18 protein-coding genes are annotated in these 21,445 nt (G+C 67.7%); 7 read left to right on the top strand and 11 right to left on the bottom strand.

Features of this window, described 5'->3' with window-relative positions:
• Positions 1-113 precede the first annotated feature (113 nt).
• The 3 genes from OIN59_RS18200 to OIN59_RS18190 all read left to right on the top strand — a co-directional run bounded on the left by OIN59_RS18200 (position 114) and on the right by OIN59_RS18190 (position 2,881).
• Positions 114-431: a BON domain-containing protein gene (locus OIN59_RS18200; RefSeq protein WP_274112477.1), complete on the top strand. Its 318-nt coding sequence runs from the start codon at positions 114-116 to the stop codon at positions 429-431.
• A gap of 171 nt (positions 432-602) precedes the next feature.
• Positions 603-1,778: a zinc-binding metallopeptidase family protein gene (locus tag OIN59_RS18195; RefSeq protein ID WP_274112476.1), complete on the top strand. Its 1,176-nt coding sequence runs from the start codon at positions 603-605 to the stop codon at positions 1,776-1,778.
• A 143-nt stretch (positions 1,779-1,921) separates the two neighbouring features.
• Positions 1,922-2,881, top strand: coding sequence for an alpha-E domain-containing protein (locus tag OIN59_RS18190; protein WP_274112475.1), 960 nt, complete (start codon positions 1,922-1,924; stop codon positions 2,879-2,881).
• Here OIN59_RS18190 and OIN59_RS18185 read toward each other — a convergent pair.
• The 3 genes from OIN59_RS18185 to OIN59_RS18175 all read right to left on the bottom strand — a co-directional run bounded on the left by OIN59_RS18185 (position 2,847) and on the right by OIN59_RS18175 (position 10,136).
• Positions 2,847-3,824: a transglutaminase family protein gene (locus tag OIN59_RS18185; RefSeq protein ID WP_274112474.1), complete on the bottom strand. Its 978-nt coding sequence runs from the start codon at positions 3,822-3,824 to the stop codon at positions 2,847-2,849. The two genes, OIN59_RS18190 and OIN59_RS18185, sit on opposite strands and share 35 nt — an antisense overlap.
• 2 nt (positions 3,825-3,826) lie before the next feature.
• Positions 3,827-6,472: a circularly permuted type 2 ATP-grasp protein gene (locus OIN59_RS18180; protein WP_274112473.1), complete on the bottom strand. Its 2,646-nt coding sequence runs from the start codon at positions 6,470-6,472 to the stop codon at positions 3,827-3,829.
• 166 nt (positions 6,473-6,638) lie between these two features.
• Positions 6,639-10,136, bottom strand: a complete 3,498-nt coding sequence (locus tag OIN59_RS18175) for a transglutaminase family protein (protein WP_274112472.1) — start codon at positions 10,134-10,136, stop codon at positions 6,639-6,641.
• A 191-nt stretch (positions 10,137-10,327) separates the two neighbouring features.
• Between OIN59_RS18175 and OIN59_RS18170 the strand changes: the two genes are divergently transcribed.
• Positions 10,328-11,050, top strand: coding sequence for an alpha/beta fold hydrolase (locus tag OIN59_RS18170; RefSeq protein WP_274112471.1), 723 nt, complete (start codon positions 10,328-10,330; stop codon positions 11,048-11,050).
• A gap of 70 nt (positions 11,051-11,120) precedes the next feature.
• On the opposite strand, the gene panC is transcribed toward OIN59_RS18170, so the two are convergent.
• The gene (gene panC, locus OIN59_RS18165) at positions 11,121-11,960 is read right to left on the bottom strand and encodes a pantoate--beta-alanine ligase (protein WP_274112470.1); all 840 of its coding nucleotides are present in this window, start codon (positions 11,958-11,960) and stop codon (positions 11,121-11,123) included.
• Between the two features lie 38 nt (positions 11,961-11,998).
• Entirely contained in the window at positions 11,999-12,880 is an 882-nt protein-coding gene (gene panB, locus OIN59_RS18160; protein ID WP_274112469.1) for a 3-methyl-2-oxobutanoate hydroxymethyltransferase, read from the bottom strand.
• Positions 12,881-13,045: 165 nt separating this feature from the next.
• Between panB and nadC the strand changes: the two genes are divergently transcribed.
• The 3 genes from nadC to OIN59_RS18145 all read left to right on the top strand — a co-directional run bounded on the left by nadC (position 13,046) and on the right by OIN59_RS18145 (position 16,904).
• A complete protein-coding gene (gene nadC, locus OIN59_RS18155) occupies positions 13,046-13,894 on the top strand; it encodes a carboxylating nicotinate-nucleotide diphosphorylase (RefSeq protein WP_274112468.1) in 849 nt (282 codons plus the stop codon).
• Complete coding sequence (gene nadA / locus OIN59_RS18150) at positions 13,891-15,024, top strand: quinolinate synthase NadA (RefSeq protein WP_274112467.1); 1,134 nt, start codon at positions 13,891-13,893, stop codon at positions 15,022-15,024. Before nadC ends, nadA begins: the two co-directional genes overlap by 4 nt.
• A gap of 74 nt (positions 15,025-15,098) precedes the next feature.
• Positions 15,099-16,904, top strand: a complete 1,806-nt coding sequence (locus OIN59_RS18145) for a chorismate-binding protein (RefSeq protein ID WP_274112466.1) — start codon at positions 15,099-15,101, stop codon at positions 16,902-16,904.
• Positions 16,905-16,969: 65 nt separating this feature from the next.
• Here OIN59_RS18145 and OIN59_RS18140 read toward each other — a convergent pair whose 3' ends face one another.
• From OIN59_RS18140 to OIN59_RS18115, 6 genes are all read right to left on the bottom strand, one after another.
• Positions 16,970-17,329 carry a 5-carboxymethyl-2-hydroxymuconate Delta-isomerase gene (locus tag OIN59_RS18140; protein ID WP_274112465.1) on the bottom strand — a complete coding sequence of 120 codons (360 nt, stop codon included), beginning with the start codon at positions 17,327-17,329 and terminating at the stop codon, positions 16,970-16,972.
• A 76-nt stretch (positions 17,330-17,405) separates the two neighbouring features.
• On the bottom strand, positions 17,406-18,626 hold the full coding sequence (gene bioF / locus OIN59_RS18135; protein ID WP_274112464.1) for an 8-amino-7-oxononanoate synthase: 1,221 nt from the start codon (positions 18,624-18,626) through the stop codon (positions 17,406-17,408).
• Positions 18,623-19,294 carry a dethiobiotin synthase gene (bioD, locus tag OIN59_RS18130; RefSeq protein ID WP_274112463.1) on the bottom strand — a complete coding sequence of 224 codons (672 nt, stop codon included), beginning with the start codon at positions 19,292-19,294 and terminating at the stop codon, positions 18,623-18,625. The genes bioF and bioD overlap by 4 nt, the downstream gene beginning before the upstream one ends.
• Positions 19,291-20,619 carry an adenosylmethionine--8-amino-7-oxononanoate transaminase gene (gene bioA, locus OIN59_RS18125; protein ID WP_274112462.1) on the bottom strand — a complete coding sequence of 443 codons (1,329 nt, stop codon included), beginning with the start codon at positions 20,617-20,619 and terminating at the stop codon, positions 19,291-19,293. The genes bioD and bioA overlap by 4 nt, the downstream gene beginning before the upstream one ends.
• A 5-nt stretch (positions 20,620-20,624) precedes the next feature.
• Complete coding sequence (gene panD / locus OIN59_RS18120; protein WP_274112461.1) at positions 20,625-21,005, bottom strand: aspartate 1-decarboxylase; 381 nt, start codon at positions 21,003-21,005, stop codon at positions 20,625-20,627.
• A gap of 64 nt (positions 21,006-21,069) precedes the next feature.
• Entirely contained in the window at positions 21,070-21,444 is a 375-nt protein-coding gene (locus OIN59_RS18115) for a 6-pyruvoyl trahydropterin synthase family protein (RefSeq protein ID WP_274112460.1), read from the bottom strand.
• Position 21,445: the final 1 nt, after the last annotated feature.

The raw sequence follows: 21,445 nt of genomic DNA, 5'->3' as shown, positions 1-21,445 counted from the left end.
GCCAGCGCTGCCCCTTTCCCACAGTCCGCCGGTCGCGGAGGGTGCAACAGACCGGTGGACTGAGCATGTCCCAGCACCCGCGTTCCCAACCATTCTTGAACAAGGAAAACACCATGAAATACGCACGTGCCCTCGCTTTCGCCGCCGTTGCCGGCATCACCATCGTCACAGCCACCGGCTGCTCGGTGGCCCGCGAACAACAAACCGTGGGTGCTTACGTCGATGACGCCGGCATCACCACCGCCGTGAAGGCCAAGATGGCCGAGGACAAGAATGTATCGGCCACCTCTATCAGCGTGGAAACGCTCAATGGCACGGTGCAGCTGTCGGGCTTTGCCAAGTCACAGGCTGAAAAGAACCAGGCCGAAAACATTGCGCGCAACACCAAGCATGTGCGCGAAGTGCGCAACAGCATCGTTGTGCGCCCCTGACCGGTGGGGCTGACGCCCTGCGCCCCTGGGCGCAGCGGCTTCAACTCTGAAGCAGGCTCCAGGCATGTCCCGGGGCCTGTTTTTTTTCATGGTCTCATCCTGGCGCTTTGCGGAGGGGCTGTGTTTTGTTCCTTCTCATGGCTCCGGCCCACGGGGTATAAGCTCCACACCATGCGGGTATTCAATTGCGACCATTGCGGTCATCTGGTGTTTTTCGATAGCGTGCAGTGCCTGCATTGCGGCAGCGCGCTGGCCTTCTTGCCCGATGTGCTGACCATGGCTGCCCTGGCCCCTGCGCCGCAGGACGGTGCCGACCTGTGGCGTCGCCAGGGTGGGCAGGGCAGCGCCCACTACAGCGGGCGCCTGTACCGCATGTGCCGCAACCACACGGACCACCAAGCCTGCAACTTTGCGATACCCGCCAACGATTTCGCAGAGCTTTGCGTGTCGTGCCGCCAGACCCGGGTGATGCCTGACCTGTCCGAGCCTGCCAACATGGGGCGCTGGATGCAGATCGAAGCCGCCAAGCGGCGGCTGTTCTACAGCCTGGCCCGCCTGGGCCTGGAGCCCGCGCCCGGGCGCACCGGCCCGGTGTTCGAGTTTCTGGCCGAGGTGCCGGGCGGCCCGCCGGTGTTGACGGGCCACCACAGCGGCACCATCACGCTCAACGTGGCCGAGGCGGACGACGACGAACGCGCGCGCCGCCGCATCGCGCTGGGTGAGCCCTACCGCACCCTGATTGGCCACCTGCGCCACGAGTCAGGCCACTTCTACTGGGACCAATTAGTGCGCGACGGTGGGCGGCTGGATGAATTTCGCCAGATGTTTGGTGACGAGCGCCAGGACTACGCGGCAGCGCTGGAGGCTCACTATGCCAGGGGCAACGACCTGGGTGACTGGGCCGACCACCATGTGAGTGCCTACGCTGCCGCCCACCCCTGGGAAGACTGGGCCGAAACCTGGGCCCACTACCTGCACATGATCGACCTGCTGGAAACCTCGGCCAGCTATGCCACCGAGGTCACCATCCCCGGCCTCTACGGCGCGCAGCGCAGCAGCGCCATCGACCCCTTTGCCAGCCCGGCGCCTGACTTTCAGTCCATGGTGCAACACCTGGTGCCGCTGACGCTGCTGCTCAACAGCCTTACACGCAGCCTGGGGCAGCCCGATGCCTATCCGTTTGCGCTGGCGGGCGAGGCGCTGGCCAAGCTGCGGTTTGTGCATGACGTGGTGCGCGAAGCCGCCCGGCGACCCACCCCAGTCGTGGCACCGGCTCCTCAGTCCGCACCGGCTCCCAGATCAAATATCAAAAAAAATAGCAAACTAACCAATAGAGACGTGCGCTAGCGCCACTTTTGATTGGGTTTTGCCTGCTGCAAGGGGCTACAACGGTGGCGGCCTGGAACTTGCTATGTGTTTGCCATGGGCATGCTGAATCCCCATGTGCCACCAGTACCGAGCCACACACAACGCCAAGGGAGGGCGCGACCATGCTGAGCCGCACTGCCGACCATCTTTTCTGGATGGCCCGTTACACCGAAAGGGCAGAGAACACCGCCCGCATGCTGGATGTCAACTACCAGAGCGCGCTGCTGCCGCAATCGACCGAGGTGGCCATCCTGGGTTGGCAGGGGCTGCTGTCCATCAGCGAACTGCTGCCCGCCTACACCGCCCAGCATGGCGAGGTGACGCCCGCCAAGGTGCTGGACTTCATGGTCAAGGACCCGTCCAACCCCTCGTCCATCGTGGCTTGTCTGCAGGCCGCGCGCGAGAACGCGCGGGCCGTGCGCGGCGCGCTCAACACAGAGGCCTGGGAGATCCAGAACCAGACCTGGCTGGAGGTCAACCGCCTGATCGCCAGCGGCGCGCTGGAGCGGGACCCCGCACATTTCTTTGAATGGGTGAAGTTCCGCTCGCACCTCTCGCGGGGTGTGACGGTGGGCACCATGCTGCAGGACGAGGCGCTGCACTTCATGCGGCTGGGCACCTTCCTGGAGCGGGCCGACAACACGGCGCGGCTGCTGGACGTGAAGTTTCACGCGGTGCAGAGCGACTTCATGGGTGCGGCCACCGCACAGGACCAAGACCATGACTTCTACCACTGGAGCGCCATCTTGCTCAGCGTGTCGGGCTTTGAAACCTACCGCAAGGTGTACCGCGACGTGATCACCCCCGAGCGCGTGGCCGAGCTGCTGATCCTGCGGGCCGACATGCCCCGCTCATTGCACGCCTGCATGAAAGAAGTGCTGGGCAACCTCGACATGCTGGGCAGTAGCCAGTCGGCCGAGACCCAGCGGCACGCGGGGCGGCTGCTGGCGCACCTGAAGTTTGCGCGCATCGATGAAATCCTGACCCATGGCCTGCATGCCTACCTCACCCAGTTTCTGGAGCGGGTGAACGATCTGGGCGCGCGGATCAGCCGGGACTTTCTGGTGCCTTCTGCGGTGTGACGGCGGGGGCTGGTTCTGCCGCTGCTGACGTGGCGGTGGTGGTGGTGGGTATGGGCTCTACCGTCACGCCCACCTGCAGCACGTGGTGGTCGCCGCCGTGGATCACGCCGCGCAGCGGCGATACATCCGAAAAATCGCGCCCAATGGCCAAGGTCACATAGTCCTCGCCCGCCGCGCGGTTGTTGGTGGGGTCCAGGTCAAACCACCCCTCGCTTTCTGCCGCTTCTCCGTCCTTGGCGGTAGCCGGGGACCACACCGACACCCAGGCGTGCGAGGCGTCCGCCCCCACCAGCCGGGACTGGCCCGGCGGGGGCTCGGTCAGCAGGTAGCCGCTCACATACCGTGCCGCCAGGCCCAGGCTGCGCAGGCAGCCGATCATCACGTGGGCGAAGTCCTGGCACACGCCCCGGCGCAGCCGCAGCGATTCGAGTGCGGGCGTGCCCGCATCGGTGGCGTTGGAGGTGTAGGCAAAGTCGGCATGGATGCGCGACATCAGGTGGCTGGCGGCCTGCATCAGTGGGCGGCCGGGCGCAAAACTCTCACGCGCATAGGCCACAAAGTCGCCATGCCGGGGGATGTAGGCCGAGGCAAAGCTGAACTCGGTGGCAGGGTGGTAGGGCTGGCCCCGCCGGTAGCCCAGGCGCTCGCGCACGGCCTCCCAGGGTTCGCCGGGCGGCGCAGGTGGCTGTGGTGCCGTCTCCAGAAGCGTTTCGGCGCGCACACGCAGTTGCTCGTGGGTGAATGGCAGGCTGAAGAACGCGCGGGTGTTGCCAAACACGTCCTGCACCATCTCGCACTGTGTTGGGGCGGGTTCCACCTGCAGGCTGTGGGTCAGCACGCGCTGCACCATGCCGGTGCGCGGGCGCAGATGGGCCATGTGCTGGGCGTTTTGTACCGCGGGGCTGTATTGGTACACCGTTTCGTGGATGACGCGCAATCGCATGCTCAAGCTCCGATGCTGTAGCGCAAGGCGTCTACGGAATGGGTGAAATAGCGCGTGGCCAACACATCCGACAGGCCTATCACCCCCCGCACACAACGGCCCAGGTACTGTTCCAGCGCTGCATACCGGCCCTCGGCATCTTGCGCGCACAGGGCCACCAGCGACAGGTCGGACGCTTCGGGGATGCCCGTGGCGGCCGACTCTCCGGGCGTGCCTGCGGCCGCTTCGATCTTGGCAATGCGTCCGCGCAGCGTCTGCGCCACCCAGGCCAGCGAGCGGGGGTTGTCGCGGTCGATCACTAGCAGGTCCAGCAGGGCGGGCATGTCACGCCGCTGCTGGTACTGCGCGTGGAAGGTGATGGTGCTGTCAAACAGTGCCACCATGGCCTCGAAGCCGCCTTCATCGTGCACGGCGCCGGTCTGCAAGCCGCTTTCCAGCGCCGATGCCAAAAAGCCCAGGCGCTCCAGATGGCGCCCGATGGACAGCAGGCGCCAGCCGTCGTCGCGGGTCATGCGGTCGGTCTGCTGGCCCGTCATGGCAGCAGTGTGGCCGCTCAGCACTTCCAGCTGGCGCAGCGCGTCCAGCGGCGAATAGTCGCCGTCCTCTTCGGCCCCGCTGCGTGGTGCAAAAAACTCCGCCTCGGCGCGCACGATGAGGTTCCAGTGTTCCTGCGAAAGACGGTCGCGCACGGCCGAGGCCGCACCCAGGATACCGCGCAGGTTGTAGCCCACGCTGGTCACCTGCGCGGGCTGCGTCAGCCCGGCGATCAACGAGCGCTCGAACACGCGCCGTGCCTGCCCGGCCGCAGGCACGGTCGGCAGCACCAGTCCTTGGCTCACCCCCATGGCGCTCAGCCAGGTCAGCAGCGGCTGCGAGGTCTGATCTTCACCGTTGAGGCATTGCAGCGTGATGCGCGCCAGGCGCGTGACGTTCTCGGTGCGTTCGGTGTAGCGGCCCAGCCAGAACAGGTTTTCGGCCGCGCGGCTGGTGACCTGGCGGCTGCGGTGCACCACGGCGGGCGCAGCCTGGTTGTGGGCCAGCAGCGTGGTGGTGTCCACGGGGCCATCGGTCTGCACCCACACATCGGCGCTGCTGCCGCCGCGCTGCATGGATGTGATGCCGCTGTCGCCCTGGGCCAGGCGGGCCAGCCCGCCCGGCAACACGCGCCACGAGCCGGGTCCGTCGCACACCGCAAACACCCGCAGCATCACCGAGCGGGGGGCGATGGGGCTGCCGCCCTGGCCCGCACCCTCAGCGGCTTCACTACGCCAGGTGGGCATTTGCGACAGCGGCAGGTGGGCCTGCACGGTGTATTCGTCTCCCTGGGCTTCGATGCGCGCGGACCATTGCGCCAGGTCTTGCGCCGACAGCGCACCGCCCAGCACGGGCACGCGCTGCGCCATGGGCCAGGTGGGGCGGATCACGCTGTGCGCGAGTTGCGGCAGCACCGCCTGCATGGCCGAGCGCTCGCCACACCACCAGGTGGGCAGCGACGGCAGGGCCAGCTCTTCGCCCAGCAGGTGGCGTGACAGCGCGGGCATGAAGCCCAGCAGCGCCGACGATTCGAGGAACGCCGAGCCCGGCGCATTGGCCACCAGCACGTTGCCCGCGCGGATGGCCTGCAGCAGGCCGGGTACGCCCAGGCGCGAGTCGCTGCGCAGCTCCAGCGGGTCCAGAAACTCGTCGTCCAGGCGCTTCAAGATGCCGTGCACCGGCTGCAGACCGTGCAGCGTCTTGAGGTACAGGCGTGCATCCCGCACCGTGAGGTCGTTGCCCTCCACCAGCGTGAGACCGAGGTATCGCGCCAGGTAGGCATGCTCGAAGTAGGTCTCGTTGTACGGGCCGGGCGTGAGCAGCACGATGCGCGCATCCGCCCCCCCCGGGCTCATCTGCCGCAGCCCGTCGAGCAGCGCGCGGTAGGTGGCGGCCAGGCGCTGCACATGCATCTGGCTGAAGGCCTCGGGGAACAGGCGCGAGATGAGCAGCCGGTTCTCCAGCAGGTAGCCCAGGCCCGACGGCGCCTGCGTGCGCTGTGTGACCACCCACCAGTCGCCCTGCGCATCGCGCGCCATGTCGAACGCCGCGATGTGCAGGTGCGTGCCGCCCACGGGTTGAATGCCGTGCATGGCGCGCAGGTAGCCCGGGTGGCCCTGCACCAGCGCGCTGGGCAGCAGGCCTTTGCGCAGCAGCTCCTGCGGGCCATACACGTCAGCCATCACGCGGTTGAGCAGGCGCGCGCGTTGCAGCACGCCGCGCTCGATGTGCGCCCAGTCGCCCTGCGAAAGGATCAGCGGGAACAGGTCCACCGACCAGGGCCGCTGCGGGCCGTCGGCGTCGGCATACACGTTGTAGGTGATGCCGTTGTCGCGCACCTGCCGCTGCAGGCTCTGCATGCGCCGGTCCAGGTCCTGGAAGCCCTCGGGCCCCAATTGATCAAAGAATTGGCCCCAGGCGCCAGTGATATCTGGCTTGTTTGCTATTGATTTGGGAGTGACTGGTGCAGTGGCAGCGCCGGGGGCGTCCGCCACGCTGGCACCCCGCAACTCGTCAAAATGCCCGGCCGCCGCAGCAGGCGCCAGTGCAGCCGCCAATTGGGCCGCGCTGTCGGAAGGGTCGGGGGTGGGGAGGCTGTCGTTGAGGTGGTTCACTGCGCTCGATTTTCGGGCATTTGGTCGACAACACTCTGCGGGTAACCCGCACCGTCGAAACTGGCGGGGCCGATGCCAGAGACGCCAAGCAAGGGCCGCCCCGCAGCAAGGGCGTCGTCCCCCTTCAAGGGGGAAGGCGCCGCAGGCGACTCAGGGGGTGGCTTTCCTACGGCCGCATCTTGCGCCGCAGATCCAGCGTGAACGGAAACTCCCGGCTGCCCGGCAATTCGATGGTCGCAGGCGGCACCGCCAGCCTGCCCGGCGTGTGCCCCATGCGCGAGAAGCGCGCCAGGCGGCGGCTTTCGGCCTCATAGGCGTTGACCGGGAAGGTGTCGTAGTTGCGCCCGCCCGGGTGCGCCACGTGGTACTGGCAGCCGCCGAGTGAGCGGTTCATCCAGGTGTCCACGATGTCGAACGTGAGCGGCGCATGGGCGCCAATGGTGGGGTGCAGGGCCGAGGGCGGGTTCCAGGCCTTGTAGCGCACGCCCGCCACAAATTCGCCGGTGGTGCCGGTGCTTTGCAGCGGCAGCGGCTGGCCATTGACGGTGACCACATGGCGGCTTTCGTTCATGCCCGTCACGCGCACTTCGATGCGCTCCAGCGACGAGTCCACATAGCGCACGGTGCCACCCGCAGAGCCTTCCTCGCCCATCACATGCCAGGGCTCCAGCGCGTTGCGCAGCGTCAGTTCCACGCCCATCGACTTCACCGTGCCGACCATGGGGAAGCGGAACTCGAACTGCGGTGCAAACCAGGCCGCGTCAAACGCATAGCCAGCGGCGTTCATCTCGGCCACCACATCGTGCATGTCCTGCTGGATGAAGGTGGGCAGCATCCAGCGGTCGTGCAGCTCGGTGCCCCAGCGGGCGGCGGGCGCGCGGTAGGGCGTCTTCCAGAAGCGAGCGATCAAGGCGCGCAGCAGCAGCTGCTGCACCACGCTCATGTGGGCATGGGGCGGCATCTCGAACGCGCGCAGCTCCAGCAGGCCCAGGCGGCCGGTGCTGCTGTCGGGCGAGAACATCTTGTCGATGCTGAATTCGCTGCGGTGCGTGTTGCCCGTCACGTCCACCAGGATGTTGCGCAGTGTGCGGTCCACCAGCCAGGGCGGCATGTCCTGGCCGTAGGTCGCGCGGTTGGTTTCGATCTCGCGCAGCGCGATTTCCAGCTCATACAACTGGTCGTTGCGCGCCTCGTCCACGCGCGGCGACTGGCTGGTGGGGCCGATGAACAGGCCGCTGAACAGATAGCTCAGGCTGGGGTGGTTGTGCCAGTAGAGCAGCAGGCTGGCCAGCAGCTCAGGCTTGCGCAAGAACGGCGAGTCGGCCGGTGTGGCGCCGCCCATCACAAAGTGGTTGCCGCCACCGGTGCCGGTGTGGCGGCCATCGGTCATGAACTTCTCGGCCGACAGGCGCGTCTCCCACGCGGCTTGGTACAGAAACTCGGTGTGCTGCACCAGCTCCTTCCAATGGCTGGCGGGGTGGATGTTCACTTCGATCACGCCCGGGTCGGGCGTGACCGCCAGCACCTTCAGGCGCGCGTCGCGCGGCGGCGGGTAGCCTTCCAGCACGATCTTCATGCCCAGCTCTTCGGCCGTGGCCTCGATGGCGGCCAGCAAATCCAGGTAGTCGTCCAGGCGCGCCAGGGGCGGCATGAAGACGTACAAAACGCCGTATTTCTCGCCCACCTTCTCGGCCTTGGGGCCGCTGGCGCGGCGCGGGTCGCGCACCTCCACGCACAGGGCCGTGCGCGACAGGCCTGCGGCCGATTGGAACTTGCCCGGGGGCTGCACGCCCGCATGCGGGTCGGGCTGACCGGACAGGCGCGCGTTATCACCACCCGCAGTGCTCTGCGTCATGCGCCGTGCCTCGCCAGGGGCGGTGGCGCCCGCCAGGTAGGGCAGGTCGCGGTCGCCGGTGACGGGGCCGGATGGAACCGAATACCGTGCGCGCAGCGTGGCGGCGGCAGCCAGCGGGCCCTGGGGCGCGGTGGGGTCTTGTGGAACGAGGTGCTCGGCGTCCGATGCCTTCACCCAAGGTAAGGCATCCAGCGGCAGGCGGTAGCCCATGGGCGAATCACCGGGGATCAGCAGCATGCGGTCGTCGCGGAAGAACCATGGCCCCGTGCTCCACACGCTGCCTGCCAGCGTGCCCGCGCCTACGCCTGCCTGCAGCGGCAGCACATAGCCCACCACGCTGTCGAGTTTTTGCTCGAACACGCGGCGCAGGCGTGCGCGCTCCAGCTCATCGTCCAGGCGCGCATCAAACGGGTCCACGTTGACCGGCAGGCGCCGCTCGCGCCACAGGTAGTAGAAGGTGTCTTCGTAACCGGGCTGGATGTAGCGGTCCGTCACGCCCAGCTTGCGCGTGAGGTGGCGCACAAAACGCTCGGCGTCGGCGCTGGTGTAGTGCGAGGGGTCGCGTTCGTCGGCAAACAACGCGGGGTTCTGCCACGCGGGCTGGCCGTCGGCGCGCCAGCAGATCGACAGCGCCCAGCGCGGCAGCTGCTCGCCCGGGTACCACTTGCCCTGGCCAAAGTGCAGAAAGCCGCCCTGGCCGTATTCGGCGCGCAGCTTGTGCGTGAGTTCGGTGGCAAAGCCGCGTTTGGTGGGGCCCAGGGCGTCGGTGTTCCACTCGGCAGCGTCGCGGTCGCCCACGGCCACAAAGGTGGGCTCGCCACCCATCGTCAGCCGCACGTCGCCCGTCACCAGGTCAGCGTCCACCTGCTCGCCCAGCGCCAGCACGGCCTGCCACTGGTCTTCGGTGTAGGGCTTGGTCACGCGGGGTGATTCGTAGATGCGCGTGACGCGCATCTCGTGGCTGAACTCCACCTCGGCCTTGTCCACGCCGCCCTCGATGGGCGCGGCGCCGGAGGGCTGTGGTGTGCAGGCCAGCGGTATGTGGCCCTCGCCCGCCATCAGGCCGCTGGTGGCATCGAGGCCGATCCAGCCTGCGCCGGGCAGGTAGACCTCGCACCAGGCGTGCAGGTCGGTGAAGTCGTGGTCGGTGCCGCTGGGGCCATCGAGCGCCTTGACATCGGGCGTGAGCTGGATCAGGTAGCCCGACACAAACCGCGCCGCCAGCCCCAGGTGGCGCAGTAGCTGCACCAGCAGCCAGCCCGAGTCGCGGCACGAGCCGCTGGCCTTTTGCAGCGTCTCTTCGGGTGTCTGCACGCCGGGCTCCAGGCGGATGAGGTAGCGGATGTCTTGTGATACCTGCTGGTTGAGCTTGACCAGGAAATCGATGGTGCGTTGCTTGCTGCGGTCCACCTTGTCCAGATAGGCCTGCACCAGCGGTGTCATCGGGTCGGTGGCCAGGTACGGTGCCAGCTCCTGCTGCACATCGCTGCTGTAGTTGAACGGGATGTTCTCGGCCTCGGGCTCCAGAAAGAAGTCGAAGGGGTTGTACACCGCCATTTCCACCACCAGGTCCACCGTGACCTTGAACTCGCGCGTCTTCTCGGGGAAGACCAGCCGCGCCTGGTAGTTGGCAAACGGGTCCTGCTGCCAGTTGATGAAGTGCTGCGCAGGCTCGACCTTGAGCGAGTACGAAATGACGTTGCTGCGGCAATGGGGCGCGGGCCGCAATCGGATGGTCTGTGGCCCGAGGCCTACCAGCCGGTCGTATTGGTAATGCGTGACGTGGTGGAGCGCGGCGTGGATGGGCATATGCAGGGCATGCTAGCAAGTCCTGAGCCATCGTGGGCAACAATTCCGGGGGCGATGACAACGGGTCATCGGCTGTTCACAATGTGTGGTTTGTGTCCCGCTTGTGCACCGCTCGTGCCCCGCAGCTGGGGCTGTCTGCAGTCTTCTGATCGTGCACCATCTTGGTGATGCCCTTGTCACCCCTGTTGAACATGTCTCACTCCCCCCAACTTCTGCTCTTGCCCGGCCTGGCCGCCGATGAACGCATGTGGCGCGGCGTGCTGCCGCTGCTGCCCGCCGCGCTGCGCCCCGAGGTCGCCACCGCCCACCAGGATGTGAACCTGCACCGCATCGAGGACTTTGCCGCACGCCTGCTGGAGCAGCACGCGGGGCCACTGGTGCTGGCGGGCGCGTCGATGGGCGGCATGGTCGCCATGGAGGCCGCGCGCCAGGCGCCGGAACGGGTCGCAGGGCTCGCGCTGCTGGGCACCACCGCGCGGCCCGAGACGCCCGACATGCGGGCGCTGCGCGAAGGGGCCATCGAGCTGTTTGAACAGGGCCGGGCGCGCGAGGTCATCGAGCCCAACGTGGCCCTGGCCTTCCACCCCGTGAACGCCGCCAAGGCGGAGCTGGTGCAGGCCTACCTGGACTTTGTGCTGGACGCTGGCCCCGACCACCTGGTGCGCCAGAACCGCGCCGTGATCCATCGGCCCGATGCGCGGGTGCATCTGCCGCAGGTGGCCTGCCCCGTGCTGGTGGTGTGTGGCGCGGCCGACCGGCTCACGCCGCCCGAATGTTCTGCGGAGATTGCGGCGCTGGTGCCCGCTGCCGAGCACTACTTGCTGCCGGACAGCGGCCACATGCTGACCATGGAGCAGCCCGAGGTGGTGACCCGCTTGCTGGTGCCGTGGCTGGCCCGCAACGGATGGATTTGAAAAGATTGGATGGTTTTTGGCAGATGGTGCTTGTTGGATATGCCTTGGTAGCTATGAAAATAATAGCTAATCAGAACTCCAGGTTGTCAATCAACCGCGTGTTTCCCAGCCGCGCAGCGCCCAGCGCCACCAGCGAGCCTGCCGCATCGTCGGCCGTGGCGGGCAGCAGGTCGGCCCGGCGGCGCACCGTGAGGTAGTCGGGCGCCCAGCCCCGCGCGCGCAGTGCGTCTTGCGCCTGGGCCTCCAGCGTGCTGTGGTCACTGGCGTCCAGCCACTGCTGCGCCAGCCGCTTCAGGGCCTGCGACAGGGCTACGGCCTCCTGGCGCTCTTCCAGGCCCAGGTAGCCGTTGCGCGAACTCAGCGCCAGGCCATCGGCCGCGCGGCAGGTCTCGCCCGCCACGATCTCGATGGGCAGCGCAAACTGCCGCACCATGTGGCGAATCACCATCAACTGCTGGTAGTCCTTCTTGCCAAACACTGCTGTGCCGCCGGTCTGGCCCAGCACGCAGGCAAACAGCTTCATCACCACCGTGCTCACGCCCACAAAAAAGCCGGGGCGAAAGTGGCCTTCCAGCATGTCGGCCAGTGCCGGGTCGGGGTGCACCTTGAAGGTCTGTGGCTCGGGGTAGAGGTCTGTCTCGCGCGGCGCAAACAACACGTCGCAGCCTGCGGCCTGCAGCTGTGCACAGTCGGCCTCCCAGGTGCGCGGGTAGCTGTCAAAGTCTTCGTGCGGCAGAAACTGCAGGCGGTTCACAAAGATGCTGGCCACCGTCACATCGCCTAGGGGCTTGGCCTGGCGCACCAGGGCAATGTGCCCGTCGTGCAGGTTGCCCATGGTGGGCACAAAGGCTGGGCGGCGGTAGGGGGCCAGGGCCTGGCGCAGGTCGGCAATGGAGTGGGCAATCAGCATGGGGCGGGAAAGAGTCGAAGAGAAATCGGTGGAAGGGCTTACCAGGCGTGTTGGGCGTTGTCCGGAAAGCGCCCTTGCTTGACGGCCTGCACATAGGCCTTCATGGCGCCGCGCACGCTGCCCGCGTCTTGCATGAAGTTGTGCACGAACTTCGGCATCTTCCCGAGGTTCATGCCCAGCATGTCGTGCAACACCAGCACCTGGCCGGCGGTGCCGTTGCCTGCGCCGATGCCGATGGTGTGGCAGTGCAGAAGCTCGGCTGTCAGGTCGGCGGCCAGCACGGCGGGCACCATCTCCAGCACCAGCATGGCGGCGCCTGCGTCCTGCAGCTCATGCGCCTCTTTGCTCAGGGTGCGGGCGTCATCGTCGGTCTTGCCCTGCACGCGGTAGCCGCCCAGCGCGTGCACCGTTTGCGGCGTGAGGCCCAGGTGGGCGCACACCGGCACGCCGCGCTGCACCAAAAAATCGACCGTGGGCGCCGTCCAGCCCCCACCTTCGAGCTTGACCATGTGCGCACCCGCCTGCATCAGCACGCAGGCGCTGCGCAGCGCCTGCTCGCGGCTTTCGGCATAGGTGCCATAAGGCAGGTCGGCCACCAGCCAGGCCGTGCCTTGCACGCGGTGCAGGCCCCGCGCCACGCTGGCCGTGTGGTAGGCCATGGTGTCCAGCGTCACGCCCACGGTGCTGGGCAGGCCCTGGCACACCATGCCCAGCGAATCCCCCACCAAAATACATTCCACCCCCGCCGCATCGGCCACAGCGGCAAAGGTGGCGTCGTAGGCGGTGAGCATGGTGATCTTCTCGCCCGCCGCGCGCATCTGCGCCAGGCGCGGCAGACTCACGGGGCGGCGCTGGGGCAGGGGCGATGCGGGGGGCAGGGTGCCGTAAGGCGTGGCGGTGGCGGTGCTGGCGGCGGTCATCGGGCCTCCATGGGCAAAAAATTGCCGCGAGTCTATGCGACCAATACTGGGTGTACTTATTGGTTTTCAGCCTGGGGAGAAGTGGCCTGCGCTGGCGCAGTGGCCTTTGCGTTCCCGGTATGCTCGCGGCCCATGACTGCAGCGTTACACCCCGCGAACACCCCCATGAGAGACACCGAAGTAATGGCCCTGGCCCAGGCCGACGTGGCCCGCGCCCTGGCCGAAGACGTAGGCGCTGGCGACCTCACGGCCGGGCTGATTGACCCCACCCGCCGCGCCCGCGCACGCATCCTGGCGCGCGAGTCCGCCGTCATCTGCGGCGCCCCTTGGGCCGAAGCCGCCTTGCGTGCGCTGGACCCCACCGTGCAGATGACCTGGCATGTGCAAGAGGGCCAGCGTTGCGCCCCAGACCAGGTGGTGCTGGAGCTCACGGGCAATGCCCGCGCACTGCTCAGCGCCGAGCGCACGGCGCTCAACTTTCTGCAACTGCTGTCGGCTGTGGCCACCAAGACCCGCACCTATGTGGATGTGGTGGCTGGCACCCGCGCCCACATCGTGGACACGCGCAAGACCATCCCCGGCCTGCGCCTGGCGCAAAAATACGCCGTGCGCGTGGGTGGCGGCACCAACCACCGCATTGGCCTGCACGATGCCGTGCTCATCAAAGAGAACCACATTGCCGCAGCGGGTGGTGTGACCGCCGTGCTGCGTGCCGCCGAGAAGGTAGCGTCGCAGGCCCAATTCATCGAGATCGAAGTGGAGACGCTGGAGCAACTGGCCGAGGCGCTGGATGCCGGTGCCAAGATGGTGTTGCTGGACAACATGCCTCTGCCCATGCTGCGCGAAGCCGTGCGTATCAATGCCGGTCGCGCCGTTCTGGAAATCTCCGGCGGCGTCACGCTCGATGGGCTGCGCGAACTGGCCGACACCGGCGTGGACCGCATCTCCATCGGCACACTGACCAAGGACGTAAAGGCCACCGATTTTTCGATGCGCCTGCAGGAGCTGTCATGAGCACTATCGCCGTGTTGAACCGCATTGACGTGGAGTACGAGCAGCCCGACGAGGCTGCAACAGGCGCTGTCTGCTCCACCAAACACGCCTGGGCCCGCGTGCCGCCCGAGCCTTCACAGGCCGAGCGCGCGGCGCTCAAGGACAAGATTCGCCGCCTGCTGAAAGAAAAAAATGCGGTGATGGTGTCGCACTACTACGTGCATCCGGACCTGCAGGACCTGGCCGAAGAAACCGGTGGCCTGGTGAGCGACTCGCTGGAGATGGCCCGCTTTGGCCGCGACCATGCGGCGCAGACCCTGGTGGTGAGCGGCGTGCGCTTCATGGGCGAAACCGCCAAGATCCTGAGCCCGGAAAAGACCGTGCTCATGCCTGACCTGGACGCTACCTGCAGCCTGGACCTGGGCTGCCCCATCGACGAATTCAGCGCGTTCTGCGACCAGCATCCCGACCGCACCGTGGTTGTCTATGCCAACACCAGCGCAGCCGTGAAGGCGCGCGCGGACTGGTTGGTGACATCGAGTTGCGCACTCGACATCGTTGGAGCGCTCAAGGCTGCAGGGCAAAAGATCCTGTGGGCGCCCGATCGCCACCTGGGCGCCTACATCCAGCGCGAGACGGACGCCGACATGGTGTTCTGGAACGGCGCCTGCATCGTGCACGACGAGTTCAAGGCGCTGGAGCTGGAGCTGCTCAAAAAACAGCACCCCCACGCCAAGGTGCTGGTGCACCCCGAAAGCCCCGCCGACGTGGTGGCCCTGGCCGACGCCGTGGGCTCCACCAGCGCCATCCTCAAGGCCGCGCGCGAGATGGACGCCACCGAGTTCATCGTGGCCACCGACAACGGCATGATGCACAAGCTGCGCACGCTCAACCCCGGCAAGACGTTTTACGAAGCGCCCACCGCAGGCAACAGCGCCACCTGCAAGAGCTGCGCACACTGCCCCTGGATGGCGATGAACGGCCTGGCCGACGTGGCGCGGGTGCTGGAAACCGGCGCCAACGCGATCCATGTGAACCCGGCGCTGATCCCGCGTGCACGCCAGCCGATTGATCGCATGCTGGCCTTCACGGCGGCGCTCAAGAATGGCCAGCCCACGGGCGCACTGGTGCCGCACCTGGGTGCCGCCTGAGCGTGCTCGGTATTCCTTATTTGCTCATATTTTGATAGCTATTGGCGCATAGTCCACCTGCGCTACTGCCTATTTTGACCAATAATTGCTGCATCGACTTCACCCAGCCGCTGAGTACGGGCGCTGCGCGCTTGCGCCACCGGTTCGAGGCGCCGCGCGAGGTGCTGGTGGCCCATGCGCTGCATGAGGTGCGCGGCGTGCTCGACGCCGTGTTTGCTGCCGCACAGCAAGGCCGCTGGTGCGTGGGCCATGTGCGTTACGAGGCGGCCGCTGCCTTCGATGCGGCGTTGCAGACCCATGCGGCCGACGGCCCGCTGGCCTGGTTTGCCGTGTATGACGCCCCCCTGCCCTGGACCGACGACGCTGAGGATGCCGGGGCAGCGGCAGCCCCCGCCCAGGTGGTGTGGGATGACAGCCCCGAGCGCGATAAGTTCGACACCGCACTGGCGCAGATCCAGCAGGCGATTGCGGCGGGCGAGCTGTACCAGGTCAACTACACCGCGCCCTTTCGCGGCACCCTGCAGGGCCCGCCGCAGGCCTTGTTTGCCGCGCTGCTGCGCGCCCAGCCCGGGGGGTATGCCGCACACCTTCAGGCCGGAGACGAGCAGGTGCTGTCGGTGTCTCCCGAGCTGTTCTTTGACTGGAAAGATGTCCCGGAGGGCGGCACCCTGCTGGCCCGGCCCATGAAAGGCACGGCCCCACGCGGCGCTACCCCTGAGCAGGACGCGCAGCAGGCCGAGCATCTGCGCACGGCCCCCAAGGAGCGTGCCGAGAACGTGATGATCGTGGACCTGTTGCGCAACGACATGTCGCGCATTGCGCTGCCGCACAGCGTGCAGGTGCCTGCACTGTTTGCCACGCAGGCCTTGCCCACGGTGTGGCAGATGACCTCGGACGTGACAGCGCGCACGCGGCCCGGCACCACGCTGACGGATGTGTTTGCGGCGCTGTTCCCCTGCGGCTCCGTCACGGGTGCGCCCAAGGTGCGCGCCATGCAGATGATCCGCGCGCTGGAGCCCACGCCACGCGGCGTGTACTGTGGCGCCGTGGGCGTGGTGCGCCCGGCGGGCCCGCCCGACGCGCAGGGCCACCATGCCGTGGCTGCGACCTTCAATGTGCCCATCCGCACCGTGGTGCTGCGCGCCGAGGGGGGGCTGACCCGCGCCACCTGTGGCATTGGCAGTGGCATCACCTCGGGCGCTCAGGCCGATGCTGAGTGGAGCGAGTGGCAGCACAAGCGCGCATTTGTCGAGCGTGCGAGCCAGCCGTTTGACCTGCTCGAAACCCTGGCGTTGCAGGAGGGCCGCTTTCGGCACCGGGACGAGCACCTGGCGCGCCTGCAGTCGGCGGCAGCACACTTTGGCGTGCCCTGGGATGGGGCGGTGGTATCGCAGCGCCTGCAGGCACTGGCGGCAGACCATGCCGAAGGCGCATGGCGCGTGCGCCTGCTGCTGGACGCCACGGGCACGCCCCGGGCCGAGGCCTTTGCCCTGCAGCCCACGGCCAAGCCCGTGCGCCTGCAACTGGCCACGCGGGCCTTTACGGCGGCCCGCAGCGAGTTTGTGCGCTACAAGACCACGCGCCGCGCGCACTACGCAGCGTTTGCCCCCACCACGCCCGGTGTGTTCGACACGGTGCTGTGGAACGAGGCGGGCGAGATCACCGAGGGCACTTTCGGCAACATCGCGGCGCTCATCGACGGCCGGTGGGTGACGCCGCCCCTGTCCTGCGGCCTGCTGCCCGGCGTGGGCCGCGCCGTGGCGCTGCGCGAGGGCCGCGTGGTAGAGGCCGTGCTGCGCGTGGCCGATGTGCCCCGCGTGCAGGGCTGGGCGTTCATCAACAGCCTGCGGGGCTGGTTGACGGCCACGCTGGACACCTGACCGCGCACCTGACCATGCGCCAGCGCCCCGCATGTTGTGGGGCAGGCGCCGGGTTCATCGCCGGTTTACAGCCGCTCTTTGGCGTACGAACCCCGGTCCATGTCCACGATCTCCACGCTCAACTGCACCAGCACGCCCTGGGGGCGCGGCGTGCGCTCGCGCAGCACGGCGGCGATGCGGTCGGACAGCTCCTTCTTGGCCTCGGGCGTGCGGCCTGACAGCAGGCGCAGTTGGGCATGCACAAAGGCGCGGTTGGCGGGCGCGATACCGATCTCGAAACTGTCCGCCACGATGAAGCGGGTCTTCAGGTCCGCCTCGTCCTGCACCTGGGGGTGGGCGCACAGGGTGGCGTTCAGGGCGGTCAGCGTTTCGGCCTCGGGGTAGTGGGGCAGATTGGCCGAGTATTCGATGGTGAGGTGGGGCATGGAATCGTCTCGCTGAAAGGATGGGGGAGGGCCTGCGCGGGCAGGTCGCCTGGGCTGTGCATGGTACTGCGGCCCATCAAGGGCATGCCAACGGCGTTGCCAGCGCATGCAGCGCGGCCAACAACTGCGCTACGTCGTCGGTGGTGTGCGCGGCCGACAGCGCAATGCGCAGCCGTGCCGTGCCCGCTGGCACGGTGGGCGGGCGGATGGCGGGCACCCACAGGCCTTGGGCGCGCAGGCCATCCATCACGTGCAGTGCGGCTTCGTTGCTGCCGATCACCAGGGCCTGCACAGGCGTGTGCGATGGCAGCAGGTGCCAGCCCAGGGCCTCGGGCAGGTTGGCCAACCCGGTACGCAATTGGGCGATGAGGGCCGCGAGGTGCGCGCGCCGGTCATCGGCGGCCGCCATGAGCTGCAGGCTCTGCCGCAGCGCGCTGGCCAGCAGCGGCGGGGCTGCGGTGGCAAAGATGTAGGTGCGCGTTTTTTGCAGCAGCCATTCGACGAGGGCGGCATCACCCGCCACAAAGGCGCCCGCCACGCCCGCCGCCTTGCCCAGCGTGGCCATGTAGAGCACGCGGCGCGATGCGTTGGCGCCCGTCAGCCCCGCCTGCGCCAGGCTGCCGCGCCCTTGGGGGCCGAGCACGCCAAAACCGTGGGCGTCGTCCAGCAACAGCAGTGCGTCGTAGCGCTCGCACAGCGCCAGCAGCGCAGGGATGTCGATGAGGTCGCCGTCCATGCTGAACACCGCATCGCTGATGACCAGCTTGCGCCGTGCGGGGCTGGCAGCGAGCTGTGCTTCCAGTGTGGCCAGGTCGGTGTGGGGGTAGCGGTGGATGGTGGCACGCGATAGGCGGGCGCCGTCGATCAGGCAGGCATGGTTGAGCGCGTCGGAGAACAGCGCATCGCCATCGCCCACCAGCGCGGGGATGATGCCGGTGTTGGTGGCGTAGCCCGCATAGAAGTACAACGCGCGGGGCAGTTGCACATAGGCGGCCAGCTCGTGCTCCAGCGCGTCGTTGGCGGCGCTGTGGCCGCTGACCAGCGGCGAGCCTCCAGAACCCACGCCAAAGGTGCGCGTGGCCTCCCGTGCGGCCTCGGCCAGCGCGGGGTGGCTGGCCAGGCCCAGGTAGTCATTGCTGCAAAAGGCCAGCATGGGCTGGCCGTCCACCAGCAGGCGTGCACCGCCAGCGGGTTGCACCACGCGGCGGCGGCGCAGCAGGTGGGCGCGTTCGATGTCGGCCAGGCGCGCGGGGATCTCGTCGAGCCATGACGTCTGCGGGGGGGTAGCGCCTGTCATCGCCAGTCCTTCGGCAAATCAAACACCAGGCTGCCGGGTTCAGGCAGCTCCTGGTACGGCACATCGGCCAGCAGCGGTGCACCCAGCCGTGCGCGCAGGTAGGCGATGTTGTCCTCCACCGCCTCCATGTCGGGGTCCACACGGTTGGCCACCCAGCCGACCAGCGTGAGGCCCCGTGCGCGGATGGCCTCTGCCGTCAGCAGCGCATGGTTCAGGCAGCCCAGCCGCAACCCCACCACCAGCACCACGGGCAGGGCCAGGGCTTGGGCGAGGTCGGCACCTGTCTGGGTGTCGGTGAGTGGCACATGAAAGCCGCCCGCACCCTCGACCACCACCGCGTCGGCCTGGGCGGCCAGTGCGTGGTAGCTGCGCACGATGGCGGCAATGTCGATCTGCACTCCGGCCCGCTCTGCCGCGATGTGGGGCGAGAGCGGGTCGAGCAGCAGCACGGGGTTGTCCAGCTCGGGGGGCACCGCCAGGGTGGATGCGGAGCGCAGCGCAATCGCGTCCTCGCTGGCCCAATCGTCCCCCCAGGGCACCACGCCCGCCGACACGGGCTTCATGCCCACCACGCGGGGATGGTGGGCTGCCAATGCGCGCAGCAGGCCCGCAGACACCAGCGTTTTGCCGACGCTTGTGTCGGTGCCGGTCACAAAACATCCAATCATGGGGTCTCCTCTTGCAGCGTGGCGTTCAGTGCGTCGAGCGCGCCGCTGGCCAGGCACTGCACCGCTTCGTCGTCGAGCACGTAGGGCGGCATGGCGTACAGCGTGTGGCCGATAGGACGCAGCACCAGAGAGCGCGCCATGGCGTGCTGGTGGTAGCGGCGCGCAAAGTCGGGCAGGGTGGTGTCTATGTCCCAGGCCCAGATCATTCCCAGCCGCCTTGCGTGGCGCACGCGGGGGTGGTGGGCCAGTGGCGCGCAGGCCGCGTCGATGCGCAGCGCCAGCGCAGTGTTCGCGTTCAGGGCATCCAGCTGCTCAAACAGCTCCAGCGTGGCCAATGCCGCGCGGCAGGCCAGTGGGTTGCCGGTGTACGAGTGCGAGTGCAAAAAGCCACGCGCCACATCGTCGTCGTAGAACGCGGCGTACACCGTGTCGGTGGTCAGCACCGCCGACAGGGGCAGCGTGCCGCCCGTGAGGCCCTTCGAAAGACAAATGAAGTCCGGCTGGATGCCCGCCAGCTGGTGCGCGAACATCGTGCCCGTGCGGCCAAAGCCCACCGCGATCTCGTCCACCACCAGGTGCACCTCGTAGCGGCTGCACAGCGCGCGGGCCAGTCGCAGGTATTCGGGGTCGTGCATGGCCATGCCAGCAGCGCACTGCACCAGCGGCTCGACGATGAAGGCCGCCGTGGTGGTGTGGTGCTCCTGCAGCCAGCTTTCCAGCGCTGCAGCGGCACGGCGGGCCACGTCTTCCGCCGTCTCGCCAGGCCGGGCGCCGCGTGCATCGGGGCTGGGCACGGTATCGGCCAGGCGCACCAGTGGGGCATAGGCCTCGCGGAAGATGGCGATGTCGGTCACGGCCAGTGCGCCCACGGTTTCGCCGTGGTAGCCCCCGGCCAGGCCCACAAAGCGGCTCTTGGCGGGGCGACCGGTGTTGCGCCAGTAATGCGCGCTCATCTTGAGCGCGATCTCGGTGGCTGCCGCACCGTCGCTGCCATAGAACGCATGGCCCAAGCCGGTGAGCGCGGCCAGGCGCTCCGACAGTTCCACCACGGGCGCGTGCGTGAAGCCCGCCAGCATCACATGGTCCAGTTGGCCCAACTGGTCCACCAGCGCGGCCTGGATGTGGGGGTGGCTGTGGCCAAACAGGTTGACCCACCATGAGCTGATGCCGTCCAGATAACGCTGGCCGTCCGTGCCATACAGCCACGGGCCTTGTGCGCGGGCAATCGCCACGGGCGGCTGGGCCTCGTGCCGCTTCATCTGCGTGCAGGGGTGCCAGACGCTGGCGAGGCTGCGGGCGGCCAGGCCGTCGTGTGGGGGCTGCATGTTCGTCACAGGGCCTGGGTGGGCACCGCGTGGCGCAGTTCGGTCTGGCGGTTGTGATCGTCCACAAACACCAGTTGGGGCTGGTGGGTGGGCACCTGGTCTTCATGCACCTGGGCGAAGGCCGCGATGATGATGAGGTCGCCCACAGCGGCACGGCGTGCTGCCGATCCGTTGACCGAGATCATGCCGCTGCCGCGCTGGCCCTTGATGGCGTAGGTGATGAAGCGCTCGCCGTTGTTGATGTTCCAGATGTGGATCTGCTCGTTCTCAGCAATGTTGGCGGCATCGAGCAGGTCTTCGTCGATGGCGCAGGAGCCTTCGTAGTGCAGCTCGCACTGGGTCACGGCCACGCGGTGGATCTTGGATTTGAGCAGGGTGCGGAACATCGGGCTTCCTTGGATGAAGTCTGTGAACTTTGGGGGGGCCTGCCGGTGGCAGGGTCAGGGCCGGTCAGGGCTGTGGAAAGTCCAGCACGCAGCTGTCGCCCAGCGCCTCGCGCCACACGCGCACGCGGCTCACGCTGGCGCGCAGGTCGGCAGGCAGCGCGTGGGCGATGAAGACGCACAGGTTCTCCAGTGTGGGCGTGCCCAGGCCGGGCACTTCGTCGAGCATGTGGTGGTCCAGCTGCTCGCGCACCACGGCCAGGCCTTGGCGCAGCAGGCCCAGGTCCAGCACCATGCCGGTGGCGGGGTTGCGCGGGCCGGTCAAGAACACTTCGGCGTGGTAGGTGTGGCCGTGCACACGGCGGCTGCCTTCGGCCTCGATCTCGCGGCGCAGGGTGTGGGCAGCGTCGAAAAAGAAACGCTGGGAAATGGTGAACAACATA

The organism is Acidovorax benzenivorans (assembly GCF_028680575.1).
Classification (GTDB): domain Bacteria; phylum Pseudomonadota; class Gammaproteobacteria; order Burkholderiales; family Burkholderiaceae_C; genus Acidovorax; species Acidovorax benzenivorans.
The sequence above is the reverse complement of the archived record's forward strand: the minus strand, read 5'-3'. Positions and strand labels throughout refer to the sequence as shown.